The 25,415-nt window shown below is 42.7% G+C and carries 29 protein-coding genes, 1 tRNA gene and 1 pseudogene; 9 read left to right on the top strand and 22 right to left on the bottom strand.

Annotated features, from left to right (window positions below; genetic code table 11):
• Positions 1 to 12: 12 nt before the first annotated feature.
• Positions 13 to 564 (bottom strand): hypothetical protein, encoded by a 552-nt coding sequence (locus AC1XUF_RS28900; protein WP_483345350.1) that lies wholly within the window; start codon positions 562 to 564, stop codon positions 13 to 15.
• Between the two features lie 242 nt (positions 565 to 806).
• On the opposite strand from AC1XUF_RS28900, the gene htpG reads away from it, so the two are divergent.
• Positions 807 to 2,645 carry a molecular chaperone HtpG gene (gene htpG, locus AC1XUF_RS28895; protein ID WP_483345349.1) on the top strand — a complete coding sequence of 613 codons (1,839 nt, stop codon included), beginning with the start codon at positions 807 to 809 and terminating at the stop codon, positions 2,643 to 2,645.
• 57 nt (positions 2,646 to 2,702) lie between these two features.
• On the opposite strand, the gene AC1XUF_RS28890 is transcribed toward htpG, so the two are convergent.
• The 3 genes from AC1XUF_RS28890 to rho form a co-directional block, all read right to left on the bottom strand.
• Entirely contained in the window at positions 2,703 to 3,221 is a 519-nt protein-coding gene (locus tag AC1XUF_RS28890; RefSeq protein WP_483345348.1) for a hypothetical protein, read from the bottom strand.
• The gene (locus AC1XUF_RS28885; RefSeq protein ID WP_483345347.1) at positions 3,218 to 3,562 is read right to left on the bottom strand and encodes a hypothetical protein; all 345 of its coding nucleotides are present in this window, start codon (positions 3,560 to 3,562) and stop codon (positions 3,218 to 3,220) included. Before AC1XUF_RS28885 ends, AC1XUF_RS28890 begins: the two co-directional genes overlap by 4 nt.
• A 127-nt stretch (positions 3,563 to 3,689) precedes the next feature.
• Positions 3,690 to 5,459, bottom strand: coding sequence for a transcription termination factor Rho (gene rho / locus AC1XUF_RS28880; protein WP_483345346.1), 1,770 nt, complete (start codon positions 5,457 to 5,459; stop codon positions 3,690 to 3,692).
• Between the two features lie 499 nt (positions 5,460 to 5,958).
• Between rho and AC1XUF_RS28875 the strand changes: the two genes are divergently transcribed.
• From AC1XUF_RS28875 to lptC, 3 genes are all read left to right on the top strand, one after another.
• Entirely contained in the window at positions 5,959 to 6,681 is a 723-nt protein-coding gene (locus AC1XUF_RS28875; protein ID WP_483345458.1) for a type III pantothenate kinase, read from the top strand.
• Between the two features lie 43 nt (positions 6,682 to 6,724).
• Positions 6,725 to 8,032, top strand: coding sequence for a BamG family beta-barrel-assembly machinery protein (bamG, locus tag AC1XUF_RS28870; RefSeq protein WP_483345345.1), 1,308 nt, complete (start codon positions 6,725 to 6,727; stop codon positions 8,030 to 8,032).
• Between the two features lie 72 nt (positions 8,033 to 8,104).
• Positions 8,105 to 8,617 carry an LPS export ABC transporter periplasmic protein LptC gene (gene lptC, locus AC1XUF_RS28865; protein ID WP_483345344.1) on the top strand — a complete coding sequence of 171 codons (513 nt, stop codon included), beginning with the start codon at positions 8,105 to 8,107 and terminating at the stop codon, positions 8,615 to 8,617.
• On the opposite strand, the gene AC1XUF_RS28860 is transcribed toward lptC, so the two are convergent.
• The 11 genes from AC1XUF_RS28860 to AC1XUF_RS28810 all read right to left on the bottom strand — a co-directional run bounded on the left by AC1XUF_RS28860 (position 8,618) and on the right by AC1XUF_RS28810 (position 18,071).
• Positions 8,618 to 9,058 carry a c-type cytochrome gene (locus AC1XUF_RS28860; RefSeq protein WP_483345343.1) on the bottom strand — a complete coding sequence of 147 codons (441 nt, stop codon included), beginning with the start codon at positions 9,056 to 9,058 and terminating at the stop codon, positions 8,618 to 8,620.
• Complete coding sequence (locus AC1XUF_RS28855) at positions 9,042 to 9,698, bottom strand: SCO family protein (RefSeq protein WP_483345342.1); 657 nt, start codon at positions 9,696 to 9,698, stop codon at positions 9,042 to 9,044. Before AC1XUF_RS28855 ends, AC1XUF_RS28860 begins: the two co-directional genes overlap by 17 nt.
• A 3-nt stretch (positions 9,699 to 9,701) precedes the next feature.
• Positions 9,702 to 10,112 (bottom strand): viral A-type inclusion protein, encoded by a 411-nt coding sequence (locus AC1XUF_RS28850; RefSeq protein WP_483345341.1) that lies wholly within the window; start codon positions 10,110 to 10,112, stop codon positions 9,702 to 9,704.
• A gap of 70 nt (positions 10,113 to 10,182) precedes the next feature.
• The gene (gene recN, locus AC1XUF_RS28845; protein WP_483345340.1) at positions 10,183 to 11,838 is read right to left on the bottom strand and encodes a DNA repair protein RecN; all 1,656 of its coding nucleotides are present in this window, start codon (positions 11,836 to 11,838) and stop codon (positions 10,183 to 10,185) included.
• Positions 11,839 to 11,964: 126 nt separating this feature from the next.
• Positions 11,965 to 12,201: an LSm family protein gene (locus AC1XUF_RS28840; protein ID WP_483345339.1), complete on the bottom strand. Its 237-nt coding sequence runs from the start codon at positions 12,199 to 12,201 to the stop codon at positions 11,965 to 11,967.
• A gap of 12 nt (positions 12,202 to 12,213) precedes the next feature.
• Complete coding sequence (gene porD, locus AC1XUF_RS28835; RefSeq protein ID WP_483345338.1) at positions 12,214 to 13,131, bottom strand: type IX secretion system protein PorD; 918 nt, start codon at positions 13,129 to 13,131, stop codon at positions 12,214 to 12,216.
• Complete coding sequence (gene coaBC / locus AC1XUF_RS28830) at positions 13,128 to 14,336, bottom strand: bifunctional phosphopantothenoylcysteine decarboxylase/phosphopantothenate--cysteine ligase CoaBC (protein WP_483345337.1); 1,209 nt, start codon at positions 14,334 to 14,336, stop codon at positions 13,128 to 13,130. The genes porD and coaBC overlap by 4 nt, the downstream gene beginning before the upstream one ends.
• 133 nt (positions 14,337 to 14,469) lie before the next feature.
• The gene (locus tag AC1XUF_RS28825) at positions 14,470 to 14,781 is read right to left on the bottom strand and encodes a DNA-directed RNA polymerase subunit omega (protein WP_483345336.1); all 312 of its coding nucleotides are present in this window, start codon (positions 14,779 to 14,781) and stop codon (positions 14,470 to 14,472) included.
• Positions 14,782 to 14,833: 52 nt separating this feature from the next.
• On the bottom strand, positions 14,834 to 15,757 hold the full coding sequence (locus AC1XUF_RS28820; RefSeq protein ID WP_483345335.1) for an outer membrane protein assembly factor BamD: 924 nt from the start codon (positions 15,755 to 15,757) through the stop codon (positions 14,834 to 14,836).
• Between the two features lie 76 nt (positions 15,758 to 15,833).
• Positions 15,834 to 16,454, bottom strand: a complete 621-nt coding sequence (locus tag AC1XUF_RS28815; RefSeq protein ID WP_483345334.1) for a T9SS type A sorting domain-containing protein — start codon at positions 16,452 to 16,454, stop codon at positions 15,834 to 15,836.
• Between the two features lie 174 nt (positions 16,455 to 16,628).
• On the bottom strand, positions 16,629 to 18,071 hold the full coding sequence (locus AC1XUF_RS28810; RefSeq protein WP_483345333.1) for an OstA-like protein: 1,443 nt from the start codon (positions 18,069 to 18,071) through the stop codon (positions 16,629 to 16,631).
• A gap of 315 nt (positions 18,072 to 18,386) precedes the next feature.
• Between AC1XUF_RS28810 and tilS the strand changes: the two genes are divergently transcribed.
• From tilS to AC1XUF_RS28795, 3 genes are all read left to right on the top strand, one after another.
• Positions 18,387 to 19,688 (top strand): tRNA lysidine(34) synthetase TilS, encoded by a 1,302-nt coding sequence (gene tilS / locus AC1XUF_RS28805; RefSeq protein WP_483345332.1) that lies wholly within the window; start codon positions 18,387 to 18,389, stop codon positions 19,686 to 19,688.
• 80 nt (positions 19,689 to 19,768) lie between these two features.
• Positions 19,769 to 19,853 (top strand) — tRNA-Ser (locus tag AC1XUF_RS28800).
• Between the two features lie 251 nt (positions 19,854 to 20,104).
• On the top strand, positions 20,105 to 20,338 hold the full coding sequence (locus tag AC1XUF_RS28795) for an Arm DNA-binding domain-containing protein (protein ID WP_483345331.1): 234 nt from the start codon (positions 20,105 to 20,107) through the stop codon (positions 20,336 to 20,338).
• 27 nt (positions 20,339 to 20,365) lie between these two features.
• Here the strand turns inward: AC1XUF_RS28795 and AC1XUF_RS28790 are convergent, their stop codons facing one another.
• From AC1XUF_RS28790 to AC1XUF_RS28780, 3 genes are all read right to left on the bottom strand, one after another.
• Complete coding sequence (locus AC1XUF_RS28790) at positions 20,366 to 20,590, bottom strand: integrase core domain-containing protein (protein WP_483345457.1); 225 nt, start codon at positions 20,588 to 20,590, stop codon at positions 20,366 to 20,368.
• A gap of 52 nt (positions 20,591 to 20,642) precedes the next feature.
• The gene (locus AC1XUF_RS28785; RefSeq protein WP_483345330.1) at positions 20,643 to 21,086 is read right to left on the bottom strand and encodes a transposase; all 444 of its coding nucleotides are present in this window, start codon (positions 21,084 to 21,086) and stop codon (positions 20,643 to 20,645) included.
• Between the two features lie 181 nt (positions 21,087 to 21,267).
• Positions 21,268 to 21,543, bottom strand: a complete 276-nt coding sequence (locus tag AC1XUF_RS28780) for a transposase (RefSeq protein WP_483345329.1) — start codon at positions 21,541 to 21,543, stop codon at positions 21,268 to 21,270.
• 171 nt (positions 21,544 to 21,714) lie between these two features.
• Between AC1XUF_RS28780 and AC1XUF_RS28775 the strand changes: the two genes are divergently transcribed.
• Both AC1XUF_RS28775 and AC1XUF_RS28770 read left to right on the top strand, forming a co-directional pair.
• On the top strand, positions 21,715 to 22,611 hold the full coding sequence (locus tag AC1XUF_RS28775; RefSeq protein WP_483345328.1) for a site-specific integrase: 897 nt from the start codon (positions 21,715 to 21,717) through the stop codon (positions 22,609 to 22,611).
• Between the two features lie 293 nt (positions 22,612 to 22,904).
• Positions 22,905 to 23,947 (top strand): annotated as a pseudogene (locus AC1XUF_RS28770) (DUF932 domain-containing protein).
• Positions 23,948 to 24,069: 122 nt separating this feature from the next.
• Here AC1XUF_RS28770 and AC1XUF_RS28765 read toward each other — a convergent pair.
• The 4 genes from AC1XUF_RS28765 to AC1XUF_RS28750 form a co-directional block, all read right to left on the bottom strand.
• Complete coding sequence (locus AC1XUF_RS28765) at positions 24,070 to 24,321, bottom strand: hypothetical protein (protein WP_483345327.1); 252 nt, start codon at positions 24,319 to 24,321, stop codon at positions 24,070 to 24,072.
• A 229-nt stretch (positions 24,322 to 24,550) separates the two neighbouring features.
• The gene (locus AC1XUF_RS28760) at positions 24,551 to 24,691 is read right to left on the bottom strand and encodes a hypothetical protein (RefSeq protein ID WP_483345326.1); all 141 of its coding nucleotides are present in this window, start codon (positions 24,689 to 24,691) and stop codon (positions 24,551 to 24,553) included.
• Positions 24,688 to 24,963 (bottom strand): helix-turn-helix domain-containing protein, encoded by a 276-nt coding sequence (locus AC1XUF_RS28755; RefSeq protein ID WP_483345325.1) that lies wholly within the window; start codon positions 24,961 to 24,963, stop codon positions 24,688 to 24,690. Before AC1XUF_RS28755 ends, AC1XUF_RS28760 begins: the two co-directional genes overlap by 4 nt.
• A gap of 25 nt (positions 24,964 to 24,988) precedes the next feature.
• Positions 24,989 to 25,276: a hypothetical protein gene (locus AC1XUF_RS28750; RefSeq protein WP_483345324.1), complete on the bottom strand. Its 288-nt coding sequence runs from the start codon at positions 25,274 to 25,276 to the stop codon at positions 24,989 to 24,991.
• Between the last annotated feature and the right edge of the window lie 139 nt (positions 25,277 to 25,415).

The following is a 25,415-nucleotide window of genomic DNA, read 5'->3' as shown; positions in this document are numbered from 1 at the left end:
TGTGGAAACTGCTTATTGGTTGACTTTTCTTCCTTTTAAGGTTTCGCGGGAATTTTTGACTTGCTTTAAGAGGTCTTTTTTAACAAACAGCCGGGCGCCGTTTCCACCCTGGAGATCAAATGTGCGTTCCTTGTATTCGAATTTATTGTTAGGAAGCACGTCAAGGAAATAATTCTGCCCGCTGAGATTGAATTTCATACCCTTGGTATCCTGTTGCGTATCGTCCCAGGACACACTGATAGTGCCATTATCTGACCCAAGCGAAACCCCCGGTGTGAATGGAAGAACATTAATGGTCTGAATGCTTTTCCCGTTGCTCATGGTAATCTGACCTTCCGGATTAACTTTGATATCATTAGGATCAGATACTTCTCTTCGGATATTGATTCCTTTATCATTGAAAAACTGCACCTTGCTCAATGGAATGTTAGCTGCTTCGAGGTCCCGCCTCAAATCTTCGGTAAAAACAGTGTAATTGGATAGTGGAACGGAATTCATTGTGGTGCATGCAGATGCCACGTTAAGAAAAAGCACCACAGCAAAAAGTTTTTTAATCAGATTCATGTCTACAATTTGGTGTTCTCGTATGATTGAGTGGATGAATTTAGTTGGGTAGTTTACCGATCGCAATATTAGCAAAAAAGCGATTCAGTTTTACCTGTCAATTGGTTTGCCTGCTTAATACCTGATGTCGACTGACAATGTGTCAGCCAAAACCATTTTGATTGTATTTGGAACGCATATTTGTATCGTGTATTGCAAAGCAGAAAGCAATTCTAAAATATAAAAACCAAAACATCATAACTATGGAGTCAGTGATTCAGGAAAAAGGAAATCTCAGTATACATACCGAGAACATCTTTCCGATTATCAAGAAATTCCTTTACTCGGACCACGAAATCTTTTTAAGAGAATTAGTTTCCAATGCGGTTGATGCCACGCAGAAGGTTAAGAAGCTGGCTTCTTACGGCGAATTCAATGGTGAGCTTGGAGATTTGAAAGTAGTTGTAAAGCTGGACAAAGATGCCAAAACGATCACGATCAGTGACAATGGCATCGGGATGACAGCCGATGAAATTAAAAAATACATTAACCAGATCGCATTCTCCGGTGCAACTGAATTTGTCGAAAAGTATAAGGACAAAGGAGAGGACGGAAAAGGCGATAAAGGTATCATAGGCCATTTCGGTCTTGGTTTTTATTCGGCCTATATGGTAGCCGAGAATGTTGAGATCATTACCAGGTCTTACAAAGAAGGCGCTGAGGCAGTTCGCTGGCAATGTGATGGTTCAACAGAATTTGAATTAACTCCTGCAGAAAAATCCGATCGTGGTTCTGATATTATCCTGCATATAGCCCCGGATTCGGAAGAATTCCTGGACGCGCACCGTCTGCGTGGCATTCTTGAGAAATACGGAAAATTCCTTCCTGTTGAAATTGAATTTGAGGACAAGATCATCAACAACCCTAACCCGATTTGGACCAAGAGCCCGTCGGAGCTGAAGGATGAGGATTACCTGGCCTTTTACAAAGAATTATATCCTTTCAGTGAAGATCCGCTTTTCTGGATCCACCTGAATGTAGATTACCCTTTCAATCTGACCGGCGTACTTTACTTTCCGAAGCTGCGCAATGACTTCCAGGGACAGCGTGAGAAAATCCAGCTTTATAGCCGCCAGGTATTCATTACCGATGAAGTGAAAGATATCGTACCTGATTTTCTTCAGCTATTGCATGGTGTGATAGATTCACCCGATATACCACTGAACGTTTCAAGGAGCTATTTGCAGGCTGACGGAAATGTGAAGAAAATCAATGGATATATCACCCGTAAGGTGGCAGACAAGCTTTCCGAAATTTTCAAAAATGATCGGGAAGGCTTTGAAAAGAAATTTGACGATATTGGTTTATTTGTAAAATATGGAATTATCAGTGATGATAAATTCTATGAGAAGGCCAAGGATTTCTGTTTGCTGAAGAACACGGAGGGCAGATTCTTTACTTTCGAGGAATACCGTGAGCACATCAGAGATAACCAGACAGACAAGAATGACACACAAATCTGGTTGTATACCACAGACGAGAAGAAGCAGGACGCATTTATCCAGTCGGCCAAGAAACGAAGCTATGATGTGCTTTCGCTGACAACCATTATTGATTCGCATTTTATTAATGCTTTAGAGCAGAAGCTTGAAAAAGTCAGTATCAAGCGGGTAGATGCGGATACGTTGGATAAATTGGTAGAAAAGGATGTGAAATTGGAAAGCATTCTTTCTTCGGATGATCAGGAGAAAGTCAAAAAGGTTTTTGAGGAAGTAATAGGAAGTAAAGGTGCGAATGTTCAGGTAGAAGCGATGCCGGTGGATGAATTGCCGGTGGTGATCACCTTTCCGGAATTTATGCGCCGAATGACCGACATGCAGGCTTCATCTGGACAACGTTCTATGTTTGGTGATATGCCGCTGATGTACACGGTTTCTTTAAATTCGAACCATCCTGTCATTGGGCGTATTTTGCAGACCGAGACAGAGGAGGGTCAAAAAGCACTGGCGAAACAGGTATATGACTTAGCATTGCTATCACAAGGGATGTTATCAGGCAATGACCTCACACAATTCATACAAAGGACTGTGACCAGCCTTTAATTCAATAAAGTTATAAAAGTAGAGCCCGCTAATCGCGGGCTCTACTTTTATACGACTTTACTGATTGCCCGAAATCATTGACATTTTGAGCTGGGTCAGTTCCTCCCATTTTTGCTCTTTCGCCAATGCAGCCTGTTTTGGCCAGGAAGAAGGATCATGCAATTGGAACCTGGGGCCTGCCTTTTTAAGGATACCTGCTATTCTGATCACCGCAGTTTCTGAGAGCTGTTCGAAAGTATGGATTCCCTCCTTATTCAGTATTTCTTCAATTTTTGGTCCAATTCCATCAATGAGTTTTAGATTGTCGGGAGCGTGGTCCGGGCTTGTTTCGGGGTATACCGTTTTGGACGCGTTAGTTGCGATGGGTTGGTCAAATGGGCTTTTCGTCAATGTCCGAAAATCATCCAGTTCAAGTTTCTTCTCTTCAATGGACTTCCGCAAGTTATTCATTCGTCGTCTGGTCATTAAGTTTGCTATCACCCATCCGAGGCAGGAAGCAAGGCACAGCAATACAAGTATTTCTGCAATAGCCAGTGGCAAACTCTGAAGGTTAAAAGGAAGTGCCGGCAGTTTCATGATTTGGACTGGTAAAATTTCAATTCACGGTTGATCCTGTTAAGTTTATACCTTAGTTCACGCGTTCTCCTGCTTTCATAACTTTTGCCCGTCAAAAAGCCCAATAGTATGGCTATTGAAAACATAACGACATATTGCCAAATTTCCGTGATGCTGAGACGGTCGTACGAAATAATAGAAAGGTCAACAGGCTGACCTGAGGGATGGACCACTTCGGTGAGGAAAAACTGTGGATTGTAGCTTGTATCGCACAATTGTTGGATTTTACAAACATGCCAATAGGTTGACCCCAGTATCCATACGGCGAGAAGGGTCCACCAGAGTGCCTTGACATTAAACATACTTAACTCTTAGTTTTCTGTTTTCCAAAAGTAGATATTCTTTTTAAAAATAGCTTTTTGGGAAAAGAGTTGCAGTGAAACAGCTTTTAAGTAAAGAGCCCGGGCGATGTACCCAGGCTCTTTTGATTTAGCGGTTCATTGAAATGAGGAACTCCTCATTGTTGCGGGTGCCTTTCATGTGTTCCAAGAGAAAGTCCATAGATTCCATGGCATTCATGTCGGACATATGTTTTCGAAGTATCCAAACTTTCTTAAGTGTCTCTTTGTCGAGCAGAAGATCCTCACGACGCGTGCCGGATGCCATTACGTCAATAGCTGGGAAGACTCGCTTATTGGAAAGTTTCCTGTCTAGCTGTAATTCCATGTTACCAGTACCTTTGAATTCCTCAAAAATAACTTCGTCCATCTTGGATCCCGTATCAATCAAGGCAGTTGCGATGATCGTCAGAGATCCGCCATTTTCAACATTTCGGGCAGCTCCGAAAAAGCGTTTTGGCTTATGCAGAGCGTTTGCATCCACACCACCGGAAAGGATTTTACCAGATGATGGAACCACGGTATTATAGGCACGTGCTAAACGGGTGATAGAATCTAATAAAATCACTACGTCATGACCGCATTCGACCATCCTTTTTGCTTTTTCAAGGACGATGCTTGCGACTTTTACGTGGCGGTCTGCCTGTTCATCGAAAGTAGACGCGATAACTTCAGCACGAACACTACGCTGCATGTCCGTTACCTCTTCCGGACGTTCATCTATCAATAATATAAGAAGAAAGACTTCCGGGTGATTGCGTGTAATCGCGTTTGCGATTTCCTTTAACAACACAGTTTTACCTGTCTTCGGCTGCGCCACAATCATACCGCGCTGACCTTTACCAATAGGGGCAAAAAGATCCAGAATCCGGGTAGAATATTGTTCAGGACGTGAGCTGAGTTTCAAGCATTCGTCTGGAAAAAGAGGCGTTAGATATTCAAAAGGAATACGGTCCCTGATTTCTTCTGTGGTTTTACCATTCACTGTTTCCACACGAAGCAACGCAAAATATTTCTCACCTTCTTTTGGAGGCCTGATCTGGCCCTTAACGGTATCACCTGTTTTGAGTCCAAACAGTTTGATCTGGGAAGGAGAGACATAAATATCATCAGGACTGGCGAGATAGTTGTAATCCGCGGAACGCAAAAATCCATACCCGCCATCCTGCATAATTTCGAGAACACCCTCGTTCACGATCAATCCGTCAAACTCCCTTACGTAATTATTGTAATTTCGCTTGATTTTCGAAGACGGGTCATCGCGCTGAGTCTGCGGCTGGCGCTCAGTATTTTCGCCGTTCTGCCGAACGGGCTTTTCCTCTTTTGTAGTGACATTCTGATCCTGACTGATTGCAACGAGCTTTTCCTCCGGTGTTTCTTCAATTTCTACGGTAGGGGCCTCTATTTCAGGTACTGAGACGACCTCCTCTCTTCCAAGGTCATTGAGCGTATCGTTATCGGAATCATTCTCCTCATTTATTACGAAGCTTTTGAAAAGGTCTTCTTTCTTTTTTGAATTTTCGGCTTTGACCGGTGCATCAAATAGAGGAGTGAATGAGGTCGCCTGTCCAGAACTTTCTTTCTTATTTTTTGCCGGACGGTTATTCGTATTCTGCTTTACGGGTACGGGTGTCGCTTCGGCCGGTCTTCTCGCTCTTTTTTTCTTTGGCTCATCGGATATTTCCGCCGGCGTTTCAAGAACCGGAACTGCTGCTGATGCAGAAAAGGTTTCCTGCTGAGAAAGAATTCTATTAACTAGTTCTTTTTTAGGGAGTTTTGCATAATCAGGTATCCCAAGAGTCCCTGCTATCTCTTTTAGCTCCGATAAGAGCTTAAGATTTAATTCATCAATTGTAGGCATACAGAAAAGAGAAGGTAAAGTAGGGCTTTACCAATGGACAATAAGTTTGTGAATGTAATTGGATACAAAATCGGGAAGTATGTCCCGAAGTCATGTGATGGTCATTGATTAAAGGAATATGTATTGTAGAAGTCTCTGAAAATGACTTTACTAACTGAAAAACTTTGCTGGATCAACTGTGAAAAGTTTGCAATTTGACACAATAGAAGTATGACAATAAATCGGCAAGATTTTTTAAAACCCGATAACGTTGGGATAGAGAGTTACCGCGAGATGGATTTTGGATTTATAAGTCGATACTTGACTTAGATGAACGAAGGTAAAAATATTCAATTTAATTTCCAAATATTTGATAACGAAATTGGCCTGATGTATTAAATATGGCAATTATAGGGTTGAAAGGTTGTGTAAAGACCCGTTTGTGAGTCAATCATGCAGGAATATTAGGCTTTTAACACAGTTAGTTTTTGTGACCGGAAAAGGAGATTTTTGTACTATTATGAATATTGTGGTCGATTCTGGTAATACCTATTTCAAAATAGGTTGGTTTGAGAAGGAGCAACTTATACGCTATACGACGCTGCTGAGCTTTGAGGACTCACTACGAATGATCCGGTCACAGCCGCCCGAGAATTTACTTTTTTCTTCGGTCAGTGTTTCCGGTAGCGAATTTCAAAAAGCTCTGGACCTCCCGTTGAACTTTGTTGAGCTGTCGGTTGGCACGCCTCTCCCTATTACTAAAAATTATGATACGCCAGCGACTCTTGGTGCCGATCGCATTGCTGCGAGTGTAGGCGCTAATTTCCTTTTTCCAGGAGAAGATCTGATCGTGGTGGACATGGGTACTTGCATTACTTACGATCTCATTGACAAAACTGCGACCTTTCAGGGGGGCATCATTTCACCGGGCGTAAAAATGCGATTCAATGCCATGCATACGTTTACTAAAAGGCTTCCGCTCTTTGATCCAGAGAAAGAACCGGTGTTTATCGGAAAAAGTACAAAACAGGCGATGCAAAGTGGCGTTATGAACGGGGTACTTGCGGAAATGGAAGGAATAATTGAAAGATACAGAAAGAAATCACCCGGAATGCGCATAGTATTGTGCGGCGGCGATGCAGCTTTTTTTGAAAGTAGCCTGAAACCACCCATCTTTGCGGTGCCGGAACTGGTTTTAATAGGACTGAACAGAATTTTAACTTATAATGTCTCTTTACAGTAGAATCTTAATTCTTACACTTGCAATTACACTAGGCTGGAGTTGTATGGAGTTTACAACAAGCGTAAAAGCACAGGGTCTGGGTAATTCCCCTTATTCATCGCTGGGTATGGGCGAATTTTACGGAGAGTCATATTCTGATAATACAGGAATGGGGCAGTCTGGCGTAAGCTACGGGAGCGGCTTTCAGGTCAATAATCTAAATCCCGCCTTGTGGGTTCGTAACAGGTTTACCACATTGGATGTGGGGCTGATAGGACAATATAAAAACATTACATCGGGAAATAGCAATCAACGTAATTCGGGCGGTAACCTGGCGTATGTGTCACTTTCGTTTCCGGTAGGGCCTAAGTGGGTAATCGGTGTGAACCTAAAGCCTTACAGTTTTATAGACTACGAAAATGCCTTCACTCGGTCGGTCCCGGGTACATCCGCCACAGCCTCCTATGTCACGTCGGGTAAGGGGGGAATTAACAAAGCTTCCATTACTAATTCCGTGCAGATCGGGAAATATGTAAGTGTCGGGCTCGAAAGCAGTTATTTCTTCGGTAATATCAGGAGAGCTTCGGAAGTAGCCTTACCACTATCCGCCACCGATTACCCCTTTGGCTCTTATACATTGGACGTTTACGGAAATAAGGTGTATCTGCCACTCAGTGCGAGTACTGCGGACTATATTGTTAGTCTCAATGACAGGACCACTTATTCCGATATAGGCTTTAGAGGGGGAGTTGCTGCAAGAATTCCAATCAAAAAAGGAAATAAATTGAACCTCAACCTGGGAGGTACTTACAGTTTTAGCACTAGACTCAATGCCAGCCAAACCACTTCATTTGAGCTGAGCCAGGGGTCATTCAATGTGATAGCTCCTGACACACTGCAAAACAACTTGACCGGTGGTATCACAGTTCCGGACCAGTTCCAGGTTGGGGCAAGTCTGGAATGGCCTTTCAAACTGGTTCTTTCCGCGGATTATAGCCACCAGTCCTGGACGAAATACCGGAGCTTCACCAATTCTTCTGATGGTTTGCAGGATGTAGGCCGGGTCCATTTCGGAGCTGAATATTTGCCTCGTTTTACTTCTCTTAGCTATTTTAATCTGGTACGATACCGGCTAGGGTTTAGCTACGGAAAGACACCCTATGTGGTAAACAAGAGTGATGTCAATGACACAAACGTAAGTCTAGGTTTTACTTTTCCAATGGGGCGTGGATATCAAAATTTCCTTTCCATTGCATTTGTTGCTGGCCAACGCGGAAATGCGGGTGCGGGACTGATTAGAGAGAGGTACGGTCGCGCTGTGCTGGGTATTACGTTACTGGAAAGATGGTTTGTCAAACAAAAAATCGACTGATAACAGTTTATGTTGACAAGTTCGGCGATACAATATGTTTTTAAGGGAGATAAATTATTATCTCCCTTTTACATGATAGGCATTCTCCTGATTTTCCTCGCTTGCGAAGGGAAGAAGAATAAAGAGGGCGCCCTTTATACAGGGCCTGTGGAGATTGTGAACGACGTCGAAGTTAAGTATAGTGAGCAAGGGAAAATAAAGGTGCTTATGAAAACCCCTAAATCATTAAGGTACCAGAATGAAACAAAGGTTTTCCCGGATACAATCAATATTAGCTTTTTTGATTCGCTTGGTACAGTCGTCACACGGTTACGTTCAGACTCCGGTAGATATGATCAAAATGCTGATGTTTATATCGTAAAAGGCAATGTACGAGTTGTCAAGTCAGAGACAAATGAAATATTAACGACTTCGGAGTTGAGCTGGAGCCCTAGAACAAGAAAAGTATTTACAGAAAAAGCCTTGTCCGTTATCAATAAGCGTACGTCGGAGATTACCAATGCAATCGGTATGGACGCTGAACAGGATTTCACCAGGATCAAATTCCGAAAGGCAACTGGTATTTACAAATTCACAGGACCCTAGTTACTCCTTACAATTTCGTAAAGACTGCTGCACGGATTCTATTTTAGTATAAAGGCTATCTTTGCCCCACTTCATTGTTACATAACTCACAATTTCGGCAATTTCAATCTCCGTAAGCTTTGCATTAGGCGGCATTGGGCGATTGAAATCTTTTCCGTTTACGCTGATTACACCCTTCATGCCGTTCTTGATAATACATGTGAGATATGCTTTATTCGATAATGCAGGTGAACCTTTAAGAGGAGGATATAAGTTAGACATCCCTGTCCCATCTGCCTGATGACAATTGGAACAATGCGTCGTGTATTGCTGATAACCTTCCACGAAATACTGCTCACTTTTTAATTCCTCGGCGTTTTGGCAGGATATGAGCACCACAAAGAGCGATGCAACGGAAAGGCTATTTGGGAGTCGCCAGGAAAACTTACTTTTTATATTCACTCAGTAAGGTTTGTATATCTGCGATCAATTTTTGTGTCCCCTCTTCGGTCGTCCCGTCGTACATTCCACGTACATGTTTGTCTTTGTCAACTAAAATAAAAGCGCCGCTATGGATATATCCGCCTTCGGCTGACTTGTCTTCCTTAGCAGTCGACATGTAACTTTTTTGGCCAATCTCGTATATCTTTTCCTTCTCTCCGGTCAAGAACAGCCATTGCGTCCCCTCAACCCCTAAATCTTTGGCATAGGCGTTCAGTACTCGGGGCGTGTCATGATCCGGATCGATCGAGTGGGATAGGATCATCACATCCGGATTGCCTTTATAGGCAGTGTAAACTTTAATCATCTGACGCTTCATAACCGGACAGATAGTCGGGCAGGTCGTAAAAAAGAAATCAGTTACATAAATCTTGTTTTCTACGACTTTTTCCGAAATAGTATCCCCATTTTGGTCAATAAAGGAAAAGGGTGGGATCGTATTGTAAATGGTGTCAACGACTTCTTTTCCATCGACATTTTTCTTGACCCAGTCCCGCTCGCCCAAAATCGGTAGCTTTCGATTGGAATGGTCGCAACTGCCCAGTCCCCAAACCGCACAACTAAAAACCAGCAACTTTATAATAGTTATATTCAATTTCATGGTTTATTCTAAAAATGTTTTGGCCTCTTGGATGGACTTAACAGTCGTTTGCTTCACAGCCAATATTTTCTCTTTTTCCTTCTCAAAATAAGCAAGAGCTTCTTCGGATTTCAATTTTTTAGCGGAATCTCCTCGGTATTCGTGCATCCAGTCCATCATCAATTTATCGGATTCATTGAGTTTTTGGTTCAGATCAACGGCCTTAATTCGTTGCTCAGCCATTGAGTTGCCCGTAATTCCTACGTTCTGAAGGCTGTCGATACTTTGGATTTTTTTTGAGAGCTTTGACTTGAGTGTCATGATATCATCCATTTGCGGCATGATTTCGTCATGAATCGCCATTACTTCGGCTTCAAGCTCGGTCGCTTTATCTTTCTGAGCATCTTTGCTGCATCCCGCGAAAATTGCGAGCACGAAAAGTATTTGGGAGGGGACTTTCATGATAAGTGGGTTTAAATTGAGACTGAATAATATATGTGGAGCGTTAATCTTTCAAAATCATTTCCCGTGCATTGGTTAATACTGCTTCGGATGGATTATGCCCGCCTATCATCTGGGCAATTTCCTGGACACGTTCGTCTATAGAGAGTTTTTTGATCCGGCTAACCGTCCTATCTGCTGAATGATCTTTATATACAAAATAATGTGCGTCCCCACTGCTTGCAATCTGGTGTAAATGCGTGATAGCGATGATTTGATGATTCGCCGCCATATTTTGCATCATCCTGCCCATTTTTTTTGCGATCTCACCAGAAACACCCGTATCAATTTCATCGAAGATAATCGTAGGTAGCTTACGTTTATCTGCGAGGATATATTTGATCACCATCATTAGCCTGGAAAATTCGCCGCCCGAAGCGACCTGCTTCAATTCCTGTGGATCGATTCCTTTATTGCTACTGAATAGGAAAAGGACAGAATCCATACCGGTCGGCAAAGGAGCTGTTTCCGCAATGTGAATCGTAAAGGTGGCGTTAGGAATACCAAGTTCGCTAAGTCTGTCCAAAATCAGAGATTCTATGACTTTCGTTACCCTTCGGCGTTTTTCTGATAGAGCGGACGCCGTTTTCAACATTCTTTGTCTACTTTCCTCAGCGTATTCTTCCGACTTTATCAGATCTTCGTCCAGGTTCAGAACTGCCGTAAGTTTCTTTTGCAATGCATCTCTTATTTCCAGAAGCTGATTGATGGATGATACCTGGTGTTTTTTTAACAGGGTATAGATCAAATCCAGTCGCTCCTGAACAATTTCGCTGCGACCCGTATCTATCTCAACATGGCTGTTAATCTGATCGATCTCATCTGCAAGATCCCTTAGCTCAATCAACGAACTCTGTGCCCGCTGGCGCAAATGCTCGTATCCGGGGACCATTTTTGATGCTTGTGAAAGTGCAGTGACCGTATTTTTCAGCAGATCCAGAATGGAGTTTTCGGGGTTATCAAGGTATGCAAAAGCGAGCTGCAGCCTTTCTTTAATTTCGACTGCATTTTCCAGAATGGTGAGTTCCTGTTCCAGATCCTCCTGCTCACCGTTTTTGAGGCCTGCGTTTTCCAATTCCTGAAATAAGAATTGGTCATAGTCAAATTCCTTTCGTAGCTGAAGTGCCTGTTTTCTTAAATCTTCGAGCGATTTTGAGGCTGCCCGAAATTCATTGTATTCCTTTGAGTAAGATTTCAGCAAGCTATCGTTACGAGCAAAAGAGTCGACAACTTGCAACTGAAATTCGTTATTGCCCAAAAGAATTGAGTCATGTTGTGAATGAATATCCAGCAACTGGCTCCCAATTTTCCTTAATGTTTCGAGATTTACAGGGGTATCATTAATGAATGCACGTGACTTGCCGGCGACTGAAATTTCCCTCCTGATGATACATTCTTCTAAAAAGTCAAGGTTTTCCTCATCAAAGTTTGCCGCCAGATCATATCCCTTCAGATCAAAACTCCCCTCAATAATGCATTTCTCTGTCGAATCGTACAATGCCTTAACGTCGGCCCGGTTTCCCAATAGAAGGCCAATGGCACCTAACATGATCGATTTTCCCGCCCCGGTTTCACCGGTAATGATATTCAGCCCCGGGTCGGGGGACATTTCGAGGTGCTTGATTAAAGCGTAGTTTTTGATGAGTAAATTAGAAAGCATGTCTAATTTAGGCTGCCGGTTACAGGAGAGAGTGGAATCGGCTATTAAGAAGAAAGTGGTTTTTCGTCTCCGATACGAATATAGTTATGATATCAACAATTAAGAAATATAAGAGTCCTGCCCGAATTATTTAATTGCCCGCTCCTGTGCTTTATCATACACGATTTCGTAAAGCTCGTTGAGAAGTATATCGTGATGGTGGTTCCGGGTGTCGTTTAAAGTTAGTTTTTCGGAAGTAAAAGCCAGGAGCCGTCCGAAGTAAGTCTTGCCATTTTCCAGCACGACGTTAATCTCATGACTTATGAGCTTGTTCAATTCGGGATAAATCTTCCCGGAACCTATCCTTACCAGTCGTTTACTCATTCCGATTTGATTTTAAAGCGAAAGCCGCTGGTAAAGTTGCGTTTTTGTGGGGTCAAGTCCAACGAGCAGGGTGTATGCTTGCGCACGCTGTTGTGGCTGAGCTTCAATCAGGATTTTATACAGCTCGTCCGATTTAGCATCGAAGAAGGAATTGATCACGACACTGGCGGGCCTTAACTGATTTACCTCTTTAAGAGTTGTCAAAAATTCCATAACCTTTGCCCGCGTTTCAACAGGGTTCTGTGAAGCTACATCTAATCCCTGACGATAATATTTGTACAGCCCCTCTCTGAAAGGGATAAATTGCTGACTCATCAGGTTTTCTATCAACCAATAGCGGTTGCGCGAGTCGCCATTGGAATCCCACCCTCTTTTATTTGGTGATGAGTTCCTTGCCTGATTGACAAGGTTAAACGCTTTCTGTACATAGGGGGCACCTCCCATTTTACTGAAGGAATCGTAGTCAAAGATTAGCGCTATGTTGGCATAATATGCGAGAATGTAAGGCAACTCTTCGGTATAGCTGTTTTCGTTAAAATAGAGCTGAGTACTTGGGAGATAGGTAAAAGTGAAGTTTTTGTCAACATAGGTGAATAGGACTGACTCGTAATTTGAATTAAACACTGGCCTTGAAACGATCAGCTGGGCATTGCCTTCGTAGTTGCCCTGGCTCAGAGAACGGGTAAGGTTCACATTCAATTTACATTTTATTTTTTCTTCTTTATTGAACTGGTCATTTGTCCAGCGGGTATTGTTTAAGAAATCATTCATATAGGTTTGCAGCTGGTTCATAGATTGCGGATCAGTTTTCTGCTGCGCCACAAGCTGCTCATAATTCAGATTGACGGTGAATTGAAACTCCTGTGCGAACAACTTTCCGGAAAAGGTGGCGACAAATATGAACAATAGTATAACCAAATTCCATTTCATGCTTCACTCCATTTAGTTAGAATAATATGGAGAATGTCCTGAGCCACTTCTGCCTTATTTTTAAGGTCGAAGTGCTGGTAATTTCCATTCTTGTCAATAACGGTAATTTGATTTGTATCGTGTGCAAATCCGGCACCAGGGTCATTTAGCGAATTTAAAACAATGAAGTCTAAATTTTTGCGATGCAGTTTGTCCACGGCATTTTCCAGTTCATTTTCGGTTTCCAGTGCAAAACCGATTGTTAACTGGTCCGCTTTTTTCGTCCTACCTAATGTCTCTGCAATATCCTTGGTTTTGGCAAGTTCCAGTAACATTTCCTGGCCTTGTTTTTTGATTTTTTGATCCGCGACATATTTGGGGGTATAATCAGCGACGGCGGCCGCAAAAATGATCAGATCACTGCTTTCAAAATGTCTTTCAGTCGCTTCGAACATCTCTCTGGCACTTTCCGCTTTCAACCTCCTAATGTTCTTGTTGATCGGATTTAATTGGGTGGGACCGCTTACCAAGATGACAGACGCTCCCGCAGCCGCGAATGCCTCCGCTATCGCATAGCCCATTTTGCCTGATGAACGGTTACTGATAAATCGGACCGGATCAATTGACTCTACGGTGGGGCCAGCAGTAATAAGTACTTTTTTGGATTGTGCAACCGGCTTCTTTGCAAAATGAGCTGACAATTCGGAGGCAATTTTTTCGGGCTCAGCCAACCGCCCGTCCCCCGTCAATCCGCTCGCCAGCTCGCCAAACTCCGGTTCAATAAAATGATTGCCAAATCCCGTCAAGGTTAAAATATTCTGTTTGTTTGCGGGATGGTGAAACATATCTACATCCATGGCAGGGGCGAAGAAAACGGGGCACCTTGCGGACATATATACGGCCGTTAGTAAATCGTCGCAATTGCCGCTAGCACATTTGGAAAGTGTTTTTGCAGTTGCAGGAGCAATCACAATGATATCTGCCCATAAGCCGAGATCGACGTGATTATTCCAGGTGTCAGTCGCAGGATTCGTGAAAGTGCTGAGGACAGGATTTTGTGAGAGTACTGACAAAGTAAGTGGAGTGATGAATTCCTTAGCCGACTCAGTCATGATCACCCGAACAGACGCCCCTGCCTTAACAAGTAACCTGACCAGCAAGGCCGACTTATAAGCCGCAATGCTCCCCGATACGCCTACCAGTACCTTTTTACCCTTGATATACACTTTTTTTAAATTTGGGTGTTGCGTTTATAAAATGAAGTTACACAGATAAGATTACCATTACCCATTGAGCAAGCCCAAAAGAAAAAACCAGCCACAGAATTACTTATGGCTGGTTTTGGTAAAGGTTAACAGACTATTCTTCGTCTGTTTCGCGGTAACTGTGATAAGTTTTACCTTCAATAAATTCGTCGATTGCAATGCTTCCGGCCTTTGGCATACGCTCATAGAATTTAGAGATTTCAATTTGCTCCCTGTTTTCGAAAACTTCCTCCAAATTGTCAACACCAGAAGCAAACTCAGCCAATTTATTATTCAGCTCCTCTTTCATTTTGCTGGATATCTGGCGAGCTCTTTTAGAGATAACCGATACGGATTCATATAGGTTGCCGGTTACATCCGCTATCTTGTCAGTGTCCCGGGTAATGATCGATGGATTCGTTGCCATATACCTGTTTTTATATTGTTTTAAACTTTTTATTCAAATTCAAAATTCTGCCTTATTGTCCTTTCGGCTCTGCTACCGCAGGAGTTGTTACTTTCGTTGGTTTATTAGCTGGTTCCGGCTCTGCCTCTTTCAGTCTTTGTCGTTCTTGTTCAAGTTTTGCGATAACCTGGATCTGCTTTTGGCTGTCATCAAACATCTTTTCCGCATCCCGGTTATATTTTCCATTGGGATATTTGTCGATGAGCTCCTGATAGAACTTCACAACGTCCTGAAAACGTTCCTTTTGCTTATCACTAAAACTATTAGAGGCCAGGTTATATTGGGATTCTACCTTCAAGAACGCCAGTTCCTCATTATATTTTGAATCCGGGAAATCCTTTCTAAAATTCTCTATAGAAATCACAGCGGATTTCATCGACATAGGGTTGAAATCGCTGATCTTGTGATAAAGCCTCGCGCGTTCATAAGCTTTCTTTTCCAGCTTGGATCTCAATTCGAGGATATACCTGGTACATTCTTCACGAAATGGGCTGTCAGGATACGTATTAATGAAATCCTGCATCGCAGAGATGGCCGTAAAAGTACTTGTCTGATCCAGGTTGAATGGCGAGGAATCTTTGTATAGGGAAAAGGCATGCATGTACAAGGCTTCCTGGGCGTAGTCGCTGCGAGCATATGTGTCGAAAAATTTCTTAAATAGAAATTGACTCGTGTTATACTGGCTTTGATGGTATTGGGAATACGCGTAATAGAATTGCGCCAATTCCGATTCAGTGCTTCCCTTTAATAGAGGAATAAGCTCCTCAAAAAGTAGTCCAGATCTGTAAAAATCCCCTTTTTTATAATAAGACATTGCGGCATCATACTTTTGCTGATCCGTACCTGTCTTCTGTAATTTGGAAAATTTACTGCAGGAGGTTAGGATAAGGACTGCAATAAATAGCAAGAAATAGCTTGCTCGACTGTTTTTTCGCATATTGGCTGCAAAGGTAATAAAAAAAGCTACACCATTCACAACGAATGCGTAGCCGATCTAGTGTCAAAATATAAGGCTATTGCTGATGACGTACAAGCATCTTCTTGGTTGCTACTTTTTTGCCATCCAGTGAAAGCTGATAGAAGTAAAGACCTGTTGGCATATCTTTCGTATTCACGCGTAGTTTTCTTTCGTTCTTATTAAGTGTAAACTCCTGCATTTGTGAACCAAGAACATTGTAAAATGTAAGCCTTGCGTCCCGTACACCTGTTGCAATGTTGAAATCAAGTTCAGCGTATTCGCTGGCGGGGTTCGGATATATATTTGAGACTGAAATCTTATCACTCGCGAACAAAAGCTCTTCAGCTTTGGTTTGTGTTTCCAAAGATGGAGATCTTCTCTCAATACTCTTTTCCACAATCTCAGCCGCTAGAGCATTGTTATTATCGGCAGAACTCGCTCCGGAGAACAAAAACGATGTATAAAAGCTATTCAGTGCTTTTGGATTTTGCAAAGAAAGCGGCTTGTAGCTCAGCCCTGAAGCAAGTGCGGCAAATTTAAGATGTTCAGAAGTTGCAGGCTTCTTCTTGCCAACCATGTTCAACCGGCTACCGCCGGAGACTGATTGGGCACTGATTGTCTGGCTTCCCAGGATCAATGCAACTAGTATGATTATGTAATGTATAGTTCTTTTCATAGCTGTAAATCAGATACTTTTGACTAATATTTTGCGTTTTTAGTTGAAAAGTACGCTACAAAAATATAGAGAAATAATTGCATATTCAAAATATATTGTGCGAACGGCCATCTTTATTTTCAGGGTAAAAAATCATGCCGTAAGAAAACTTTTTTGCCTAATTGTCAAAAATTTTTATAATTCCGCCCAGATCGTTTTTTTCTTGGTCGGTTTTTCCGTTATTCTCCACTTAAAGCCATCCAGTTGCCTTTCTGCGGGTTTTATTTTAGCAGGTGGAATTAGTTTTCCATCTGGTTTTCCCACAAATGATATTTTCTGCACCCGGTTGTCTTCGAACAGAAGGTTCATTCTACCACACTCCACGCGGTTAAGCCCGATATTTTTCTCCTTATCATCAATTGCATAATAGGCACTTTCACCATTGCCATCTACGAGTACCTGCTTCAACTTATTCCCACTCTCAAAATACGCATTGATAGTCCTGCCTTTGACCTGATTGAATTGCTTTACGAGCGTATCTTCGGTTATTACGAAAGACTTGCCCTTGAGCAACATTCTGTTAATTTCATTGTTGACTAAAAATGCGGTGATAGAGTCTGCTTCCATCTGATAATGTTGATCGCTCCACAAAATTGGTTCCTTAAAAAAGCGAATGATCGAGTCAGCAGAATTGTAGCTGATAGAGTCACACTTGCCCTGGAAATCAGATTTGTAGATGTACACATTTTTATAGCCGATCAATTTTCTTGTACTGTCACGGGCATTTTCAAAGGAGTATAAAGTGTCGGCCCGGATATATAGGGTATCTTTTGAAACTACGTTCCTGACATATGCATGTCCGTAAATCTTGGAATACCCTTTTGATTTCCAGTAAAACCCTTCATCACCGTTTAGGACGGTCTTGTCTTTTTTTGCAACAATAACAACATTGCCCTTCCCTTGTCCATTGTTGCTTTTTCCGTCTACCACCAGAGAGTCGGCAGTAAGGGTATATGTTTCATTGTCTACGGTTGTTCTTCTGTGGAAGGAAGATTGCGTAGACTCGGTATTATATTGGCCCTTCGTGCCGACAACCGTACCGTCTTTGTTAACAATTTTGGTCTTCCCGTTAAAGAATGACCACTTTGTGATTGAATTGTACAAAAGCGTGTCCGTCGTAAGCATATATTTTTTGTTGACTAGCTTGACGCTTTTGTAATAGGTAAACTCCTTTGTGGCCGTATTATAAAAGCCCTCTTTACTAGTTAGAACATTTTCTTCGTCCACTGTTCTTCCGGGGACTTTATAATTAGCAATGCCATTGGCCATGTCGTATTCAATCTTGCGTGTCGTGAGGGTCCGTTTGTTATCTTTTAACACAGTCTTCCGCCCACTCACAATTGCTAGCCTGGTGTTACCATAATAGTAGAGAGTGTCTCCTGTAACGGTTATGGTATCACCCTGCACAATTTTGACATCTCCAAAAGCCTCGATTATGTTTGTATTGATATGCTGGATAGCTAACTTGCTGTATAGCAGGGCTCCTTTGTGTTTGAAGATACCATTCGTAACTCTTCTGGAGTCTACCCCATTCTCGTTTAAAATTTCGAGCTCGTCAGATTTTAAGATCTCAACCAAATCCTCATTTTGAGTTGTTTTTGGTTGTGATAAAGCCTTCTGTGCGAACAGATAAGGAGAAAAAATCAGTAAGGCAAAGAACGTTAATCGAAATATATTGTCTTTGATATTGTTGACGCACAAAAGTTTGAAAGGGTTGCAGTTTTTCCTATATTTTTTTTTCTTCATGTTGCTGTTGTTTCTCCTACCTTTGAAACGGTGTAAATTAAGGCTCTCTTGGTAAAAGATACTGGACTTGTTTATGCCGAAATTACATCAAATACATCACCTGGGTTCATTTTGGAATCTTTTTTAACTTTTATTAACCAACAGAACTTGAATCTGGCGCAGGAACCATCATTACTGGCAGTCAGCGGTGGGGTAGATTCTGTTGTGATGGCCAGTTTGTTCCACAAAATGGGATTTAGGGCCGGAATCGCACACTGTAATTTTGGTTTAAGAGGTCAGGAATCAGAAGTGGATGAGCAGTTTGTCAGGGAATTGGCAAGGAAATATGGTTTTGATTTTTTCTCTACCCGATTTGACGTTCAGGCATTTATAACAGAAAGGTCAGTTTCAACCCAGATGGCTGCTCGGGAACTGAGGTATGAATGGTTTGAGAGGATCAGGACTGCTAACGGATATCGCTGGACCGCAACCGCACACCACGCAAACGATTCATTGGAAACAGTGATCTTAAACCTTGTACGCGGTACCGGGCTATCAGGTCTTCACGGGATTTCAGCCGTTAATAACCATTTGTTAAGACCTTTGATCCAAGCAACTAAAGAAGAAATTTTGTTTTACGCGTATCAAAATCAATTGGAATGGCGAGAAGACCGGTCGAACCATTCGGACGATTACGGGCGCAACTTGGTCAGGCACAAAGTGATTCCGGTTCTTCAGCAATTGAACCCTTCACTGGAATCAACTTTTAAATCGACATCAGAAAGAATAACTGCTGCCGATGCAATATTAAAAGACTACCTCAAAGAATGGAAGACCGAAGTGATGATAGCCGAAAAAGGTTCAGTCCGGATCTCCATTGAAAAACTGACAGCATCGAAGGAGCCGCTCTATCGGCTTTGGTATATTTTGCAGGATTACGGTTTTGGGTATGCGCTGGTTCAACAGGTATTCAAAAGCCTCGGAGGAATTCCTGGAAAGACATTTTTGTCCGGCTCCCATATTTTATTAGTAGATAGAAAGGATTTGATTTTAAAACAGAGGGGCGAAGAGGAAGCGACTGTGCAGTGGCTGGTCAGTAGAATTGACGAAGAATTTTCATTTGAACGATATACACTGTTATTTGAAGAAAAGGATTTTGATGATGTAAATACGGGGGATAAGAATATGATCTGTGTCGAAACCCAAAAGCTGCAATTTCCTCTGATGATCCGAAAATGGCAAAATGGGGATACCTTTTTTCCCTTCGGAATGAACGGCCGTAAGAAGAAGTTAAGCGATCTGTTTGCCGATTTAAAACTTGACCGGTTCCAGAAAGACAAAGTCAGATTGCTCGTAAATGGCAACGGTGACATCATTTGGGTAATAGGCATCCGTTCAGACGAACGTTACAGGGTTAAAGAAGAGCCACGGAAACTGCTGGTTATTTCAGTTGCTGGTCAGCCTTTTTGAATAAATTTTTTGACTGCTTATTGTGCTTAAGGATTTTGTTCCTATTTTTGCACCATGTTTCGCAAACGGCGAAATAATTTAGAGAGATGGCAGAGTGGTCGATTGCGACGGTCTTGAAAACCGTTGACTGTAACAGGTCCGGGGGTTCGAATCCCTCTCTCTCTGCGGAAATCAATATCAAAAAACATTAAAAGCCTGCAAATCAAGGATTTGTAGGCTTTTTTTCTGCCAAAACTTTACCAAAATGTTCAAAAATTCACAATATGTTGGTGAGCACTTCGGTGAGCAGTTGGAAGCAGAAAAAAGTGCTCACCGAATTAGGCGTAACGTTTTGTTTATGAACCTGTTTACGGCGTAAACATCTTGATTTAGATAGGCTGCAATCATAATTTTATTCACTTTAAAATCTGATTGCTATGTTAACAAAAAGCTTCACGTTGCTCTTTTATCTTAAAAAGCGCAACAATTATGTCAAAGGTGAATTGCCAATTTACATGAGATTGACAGTCGACGGTCAAAGGATTGAAATCAGCACCAAGAGAGAATGCGAGCCGGAAAAATGGAATTCATCGGCTGGAAGAAAGAATGGTGTTAAAGAAGATGTAAAGCTTCTCAATGCATATCTGGATGAACTACTCCCGTTTTACTAGACAGCGAACGGATGAAATTAAGTTTAATTATGACGCTTTCGCCTTAGTCTCGAAAAACAGTTCATCAGGAATGTACCCAGTCACGGTGTGTTTACGTCGACGGTTGTAAAACTCCACATATGCCTTTATGCCCCGATACAGATCCATCCCACCATTGGGAGGATTTAGGTATACGTACTCTTGTTTGAGCGATCTCCAGAAGCGTTCGATGAAAACATTGTCGAGGGCTCTTCCTTTGCCATCCATCGAGATTTGTATTCCGCTCTCGAGTAATGGCTTAATAAATCCTGGACTCGTAAATTGGCTACCCTGGTCGGTCGGGGCCGCCCGCGCGGTTAAATATTTCGGGCTGCCCCTCCGTACGTATGGTATCCAAAACTGTTTCCCGGCACCATTCCATACTCATGGTGTTAGAAATACTCCACCCCACGATCCGCCGGCTATAGACATCAATAATAGCGAACATGTACATAAACCCTCTGAACATCGGAATGTAGGATATATCAGCCTGCCAGACCTGGTTAGGACGTTCTATTTTCAGTCCCTTCAACAAGTATGGATACTTATATTCAGCAGGATTGGCCTTGCTCAGATTACGCTTGGGGTAAATTGTGCGCAGATTCATAAGCCTGTAAAGCCTTCTCACACGTTTTACGCCAACATGGTATCCCAATCCGATCAGATAATCGCGCATGCGTTCGACTCCGTAAAACGGGCAATCTAGGAACTGGCGGTCAATGACCTTCATTAACCGTTGGTTTAGCAGTGACTGCCCTCTAGGTTTAAAGCGGTCCGCCGCCGCGGTAATAGCTACTGCGTTGCAAACCAATCAATTTGCACTGATCAGAAACGCTCAAAGCACGATATTCCGGGGAAACAAGACTGCGCTTCTCCATGATACTCATTTCCCCAAGACCTTTTTTAGAAAATCAACCGCACCGGCGGCCCGGTTGGACTTGAAGCTCACCGATTTTCGAGTACAATTCCTTCTCCTTTGTATTTTCGGCTTCATTACCGGCGGCAGGCACCTCCTTACTGAAAACCAATTCGGCCTTCTCCAGAAACTCCCGCTTCCAGGCCGCAATCTGCGTTGGATGAATCTCGTATTTGGAGGCGAGTTCCTGGACAGTTTGGACCTCCTTGATCGCTTCAATAGCCACTTTAGCTTTAAAGCTTGCACTGAATTTTCTGCGCTCTTTTTTCATAGTCAACTACTAAATTAGAAATTTAAGCAGCTGTCCAGATTTTTGGGAGTATTATAGGACACCCTTCAGTCAAAAGTTTATGATGTCCATAGACAGCTGATAGAAGCTGGTCGAACCATTACAGCTGAATCTGTAAAAAATGTTCTCGTTGGAAGTGCGGTAAAGCCTAAAATGATACTCGATATTTTTCAGGAGCATAATGACAAAATGTCGAGATTGGTAGGTACAGACTTTGCCCCCGGCACATTGGAACGTTATAAGACGTCGTTTGAGCATACCAAAGAGTTCATAAAGTACAAGTACAAGACAGGCGATCTTGAAATTGAGAAGCTCGATTACGACTTCATCGCCGATTATGAGTTCTGGATGAAAGCTGTCCGAAAATGCAGTCACAATACGACAATGAAGTACTTATCAAACTTTAAAAAGATCTCTCTCCTATGTATCAAGCGGGGGTGGCTCGCTCGTGACCCATTTCATGCTTATAAAATGACGAAGCACGAGGTAGACAGACAAGCGCTGACAAGTTCTGAATTGCAAGCAATAACCATTCGTGAGTTCGGACAAGGCCGATTGGCGCAAGTACGTGACATATTTCTGTTCTGCTGCTATACCGGTCTGGCGTACGCTGATGTTTTCAAGCTGAAACGTTCGGAAATTATCGATGGAAGTGATGGTGAAAAGTGGGTAGTGATAAAAAGACAAAAGACCGACTCGCCCTCACGCATTCCACTCTTACCCCAAGCGCTGTCAATAATCGCCGAATATGATGAGCATCCGCAATGTATAAATCAGGATAGGCTGCTACCAGTGTTGTCAAACCAGAAAATGAATTCTTACCTGAAAGAAATCGCCGATCTATGCGGGCTTACCAAGGCAATCACTTTTCACTTGGCAAGGCATACTTTTGCGACAACCGTAACCTTGACGAATGGAGTGCCAATCGAGAGCGTTTCGAAAATGTTGGGGCACCGAAATATTAAAACGACTCAGCTCTATGCGAAGATCGTCGATAAGAAAATTGGGGACGACATGAGAAGGTTAAAAGAGGTATTAGGTAATTCATAGATAATTGTTTGACAAACAAACTCGGCAAAAGGGCAGCTAAATAAGTGCCCCTACTTCCTAAGACTGTGAAAAGCCGCCAAAAGCGTTCGGCATAATGGCGGCTTTTCTATTATGCAGGATCCGAAAAGTTTAGCCACCAGCCTTCGGCGCTTATTCCGTTTCCTTTTGGCTTATTGAGGGCCACTGTTAGAAGGGCTTTCTTTTTTCTCGTTTTTTCTTTGTCAAACATTCATTTTAAAAAGAGCGAGAGGAAGAAGAGAGAAAATATTTTCTAACTTCTAACAGCATTAATCATGGCTCACAACATCGATTTCGACGAAAACACAGGCAAACACAGTTTCTTCTCAGTCAAAGAAAATGCTTGGCACGGGCTCGGTCAAATCGTGGATCAGTACCCAACAAGCGATGAAGCGATTGAACATGCAGGTCTCAACTACGAGGTTCAAAAAACGAACTTATCCGCGGTAAATCTGAGTAGCCAAAGTGCAAACAGCCAGAATGTACCTGTACCAAACTACTATGCAACCATGCGCACAGATAATGGAGCAGTTCTTGGAATTGTAGGCAAGGACTACCAAATCGTTCAGAACCGGGATGCATTTACATTTTTCGATAGCATTGTAGATGGAGACGGCATTATGTACGAAACAGCTGGCGCGCTTGGGAAAGGTGAAAGGATCTTTATCACCGCCAAGCTTCCTGGCTACATCGAGGTCGGGAATAATGATTTGATAGAAAAATATCTATTCCTAACTACATCACACGACGGAAGTGGGAGTATTACAACTGCTTTCACACCGGTTCGCGTTGTTTGCGCCAACACATTGAACGCTGCAATGAAAAACATGACCAACGTGGTTAAAATCCGGCACACTAGTAATGCAACCGAGAGGCTTAGAACAGCTCATAAAGTGATGGGCATCGCAAACCGGTTTAGCGACGAAATGGGGGAACATTTAATTTCTGGGCAAAGAAACGAATTACTGATCCACAGCTCAGACGGTTGATTGAAATGGCTATGGCGCCAAACAGGGAGGTACTGGGAAATTTGAAAGACGGCAAGGTGAATGCGCTGTCAACGCAGTTTGTTAACATTGTCGAAGATGTTTATGAATATGCATTATCAAATCCTACCCAGCAATTGCCGACGACGATGGGGACTGTGTTCGGTGCATATAATGCAGTGACGGGGTATTTCCAGAACGTTCGCAAATTTCAGGACGATGAAGCGAAATTGAAGTCAATAGTCCTGGGTGGGACTGCTCAGATAAGATCACAAACAGCTTTCAATTTGTGCAGTGACTTTGCTCATCGCGGTCAAGCATCACTTAATTAGGTTAGATATACCCGTCGGCAAGCCTTGCCGACGGGTAAGATTATTAAAAATTCGCCTTCGGCTCGAAGCTTTCATCAGCTTCGAACCGAAGGCGTTCTCTTGAAGGAATGTTAAATATAATTTTAGTGCTGATTGAATAGCTCTATCAATATTAAAAGCACCCCACCCAGGATTGACATTGCTGAGATGATCATTAAGACACCCTCGATAGTCGATACCAGGACTGCCGACCAATAGCTGGTATAGAGCTGCGCCCCGCCGTAACCGCGCCTATTAAACCGACGCTTTGCCACAAAAATCCGGATTCCAACACCAATTAGAAGCAGTATTATTCCGTATGAGATCACAGATGTGATGCTGATTAGAAGAGTCATAGCTGTAATTTTTTAGTGATGACTTTTTCGAAAGCTAGCCAGGAGCAGCAACACTTTCAAGGTTTGATACAAGCCTGCATAGATTTTACAATCATTCAATAAGCCAGACTTTACTGCCTTCCTTGGGATGATACGAAGGCAAGTATTTGATATAGCCGAGCACTTCCAGTTCTTTCAAATATTTGTGATATGTTGCGGTGCTCTTTGTCCTGGACATCTGCATGATCACTCACCTAGTCACCCGAAATGGGCTCGATTGGCGATTCTTTTCCCAAAGCAGGACTAGTGCCAGATACGTTCCGACGTGCCAGATCCTAACTCTCTGGTCGATCAGGATGCGGTTTACAAATTTCCTTATTGATCTTTTCATGATTTTGCTCGTTTTGTGTCACCTTGCATAAGCGACTGTATGTCCTGGAATGCATAGAAGAAAGATCCACCAATCTTGCTGGGCCGAAGCTGCCCGTTAACGCGAAGGTTTTGCAATGTGCCAGGCGAAATGTTGAGCATCATGCGAACGTCGGCGCTTCTTAGCCATTTCTTAGGCTCCTGTTTAGAGCCCGCAAGCAGTTGCTTTAAATCTTCAAGCAGCTCGCGTCGCAAGATTTGCAAATCTTCTTTTGTAATTACCTCAATGTTCATTTTGCAACAGTTTTATTTAGTTGTTTCAAGCTTTATCAGGAAGCCAAATCTTGCTGGGCTGGTTTTTCTTGAATGAGGGCTCGTAGCAGATGTAGCCAAATTCGTTGAGCTCCCGCATCGCTTTATAGTAAGTCTTTCCGCTGGATATTTTGGCAACCTGCATCAATTCAAAACCGAACATTGATAAGCGACGTGTGCCAACTTTCCGCAGGCTTTGCAGGATTGCAGCGTAGACGCTGATATGTGTTACTGTCACACGGGCGTCTAAACTGATGTCCTTAAAAAACCTGTCAAGGTGAGATGCAACATCCATTATTCAATGGCTGATTGCCATCCCTTTTGATTTCTTGACTTTCTTCCCCGAGTGATGGTCTTTTTCATCGTCACCGGCCAGGTCTTGTGAGACTTTTTGTTCCTGTTTCTGGGTGTTGGATTGCGATGCTTGTTGGGAC

It is taken from the genome of Dyadobacter sp. HNCC25DJ185 (genome assembly GCF_056895195.1).
This window is presented reverse-complemented; position numbering and strand designations above follow the sequence as displayed.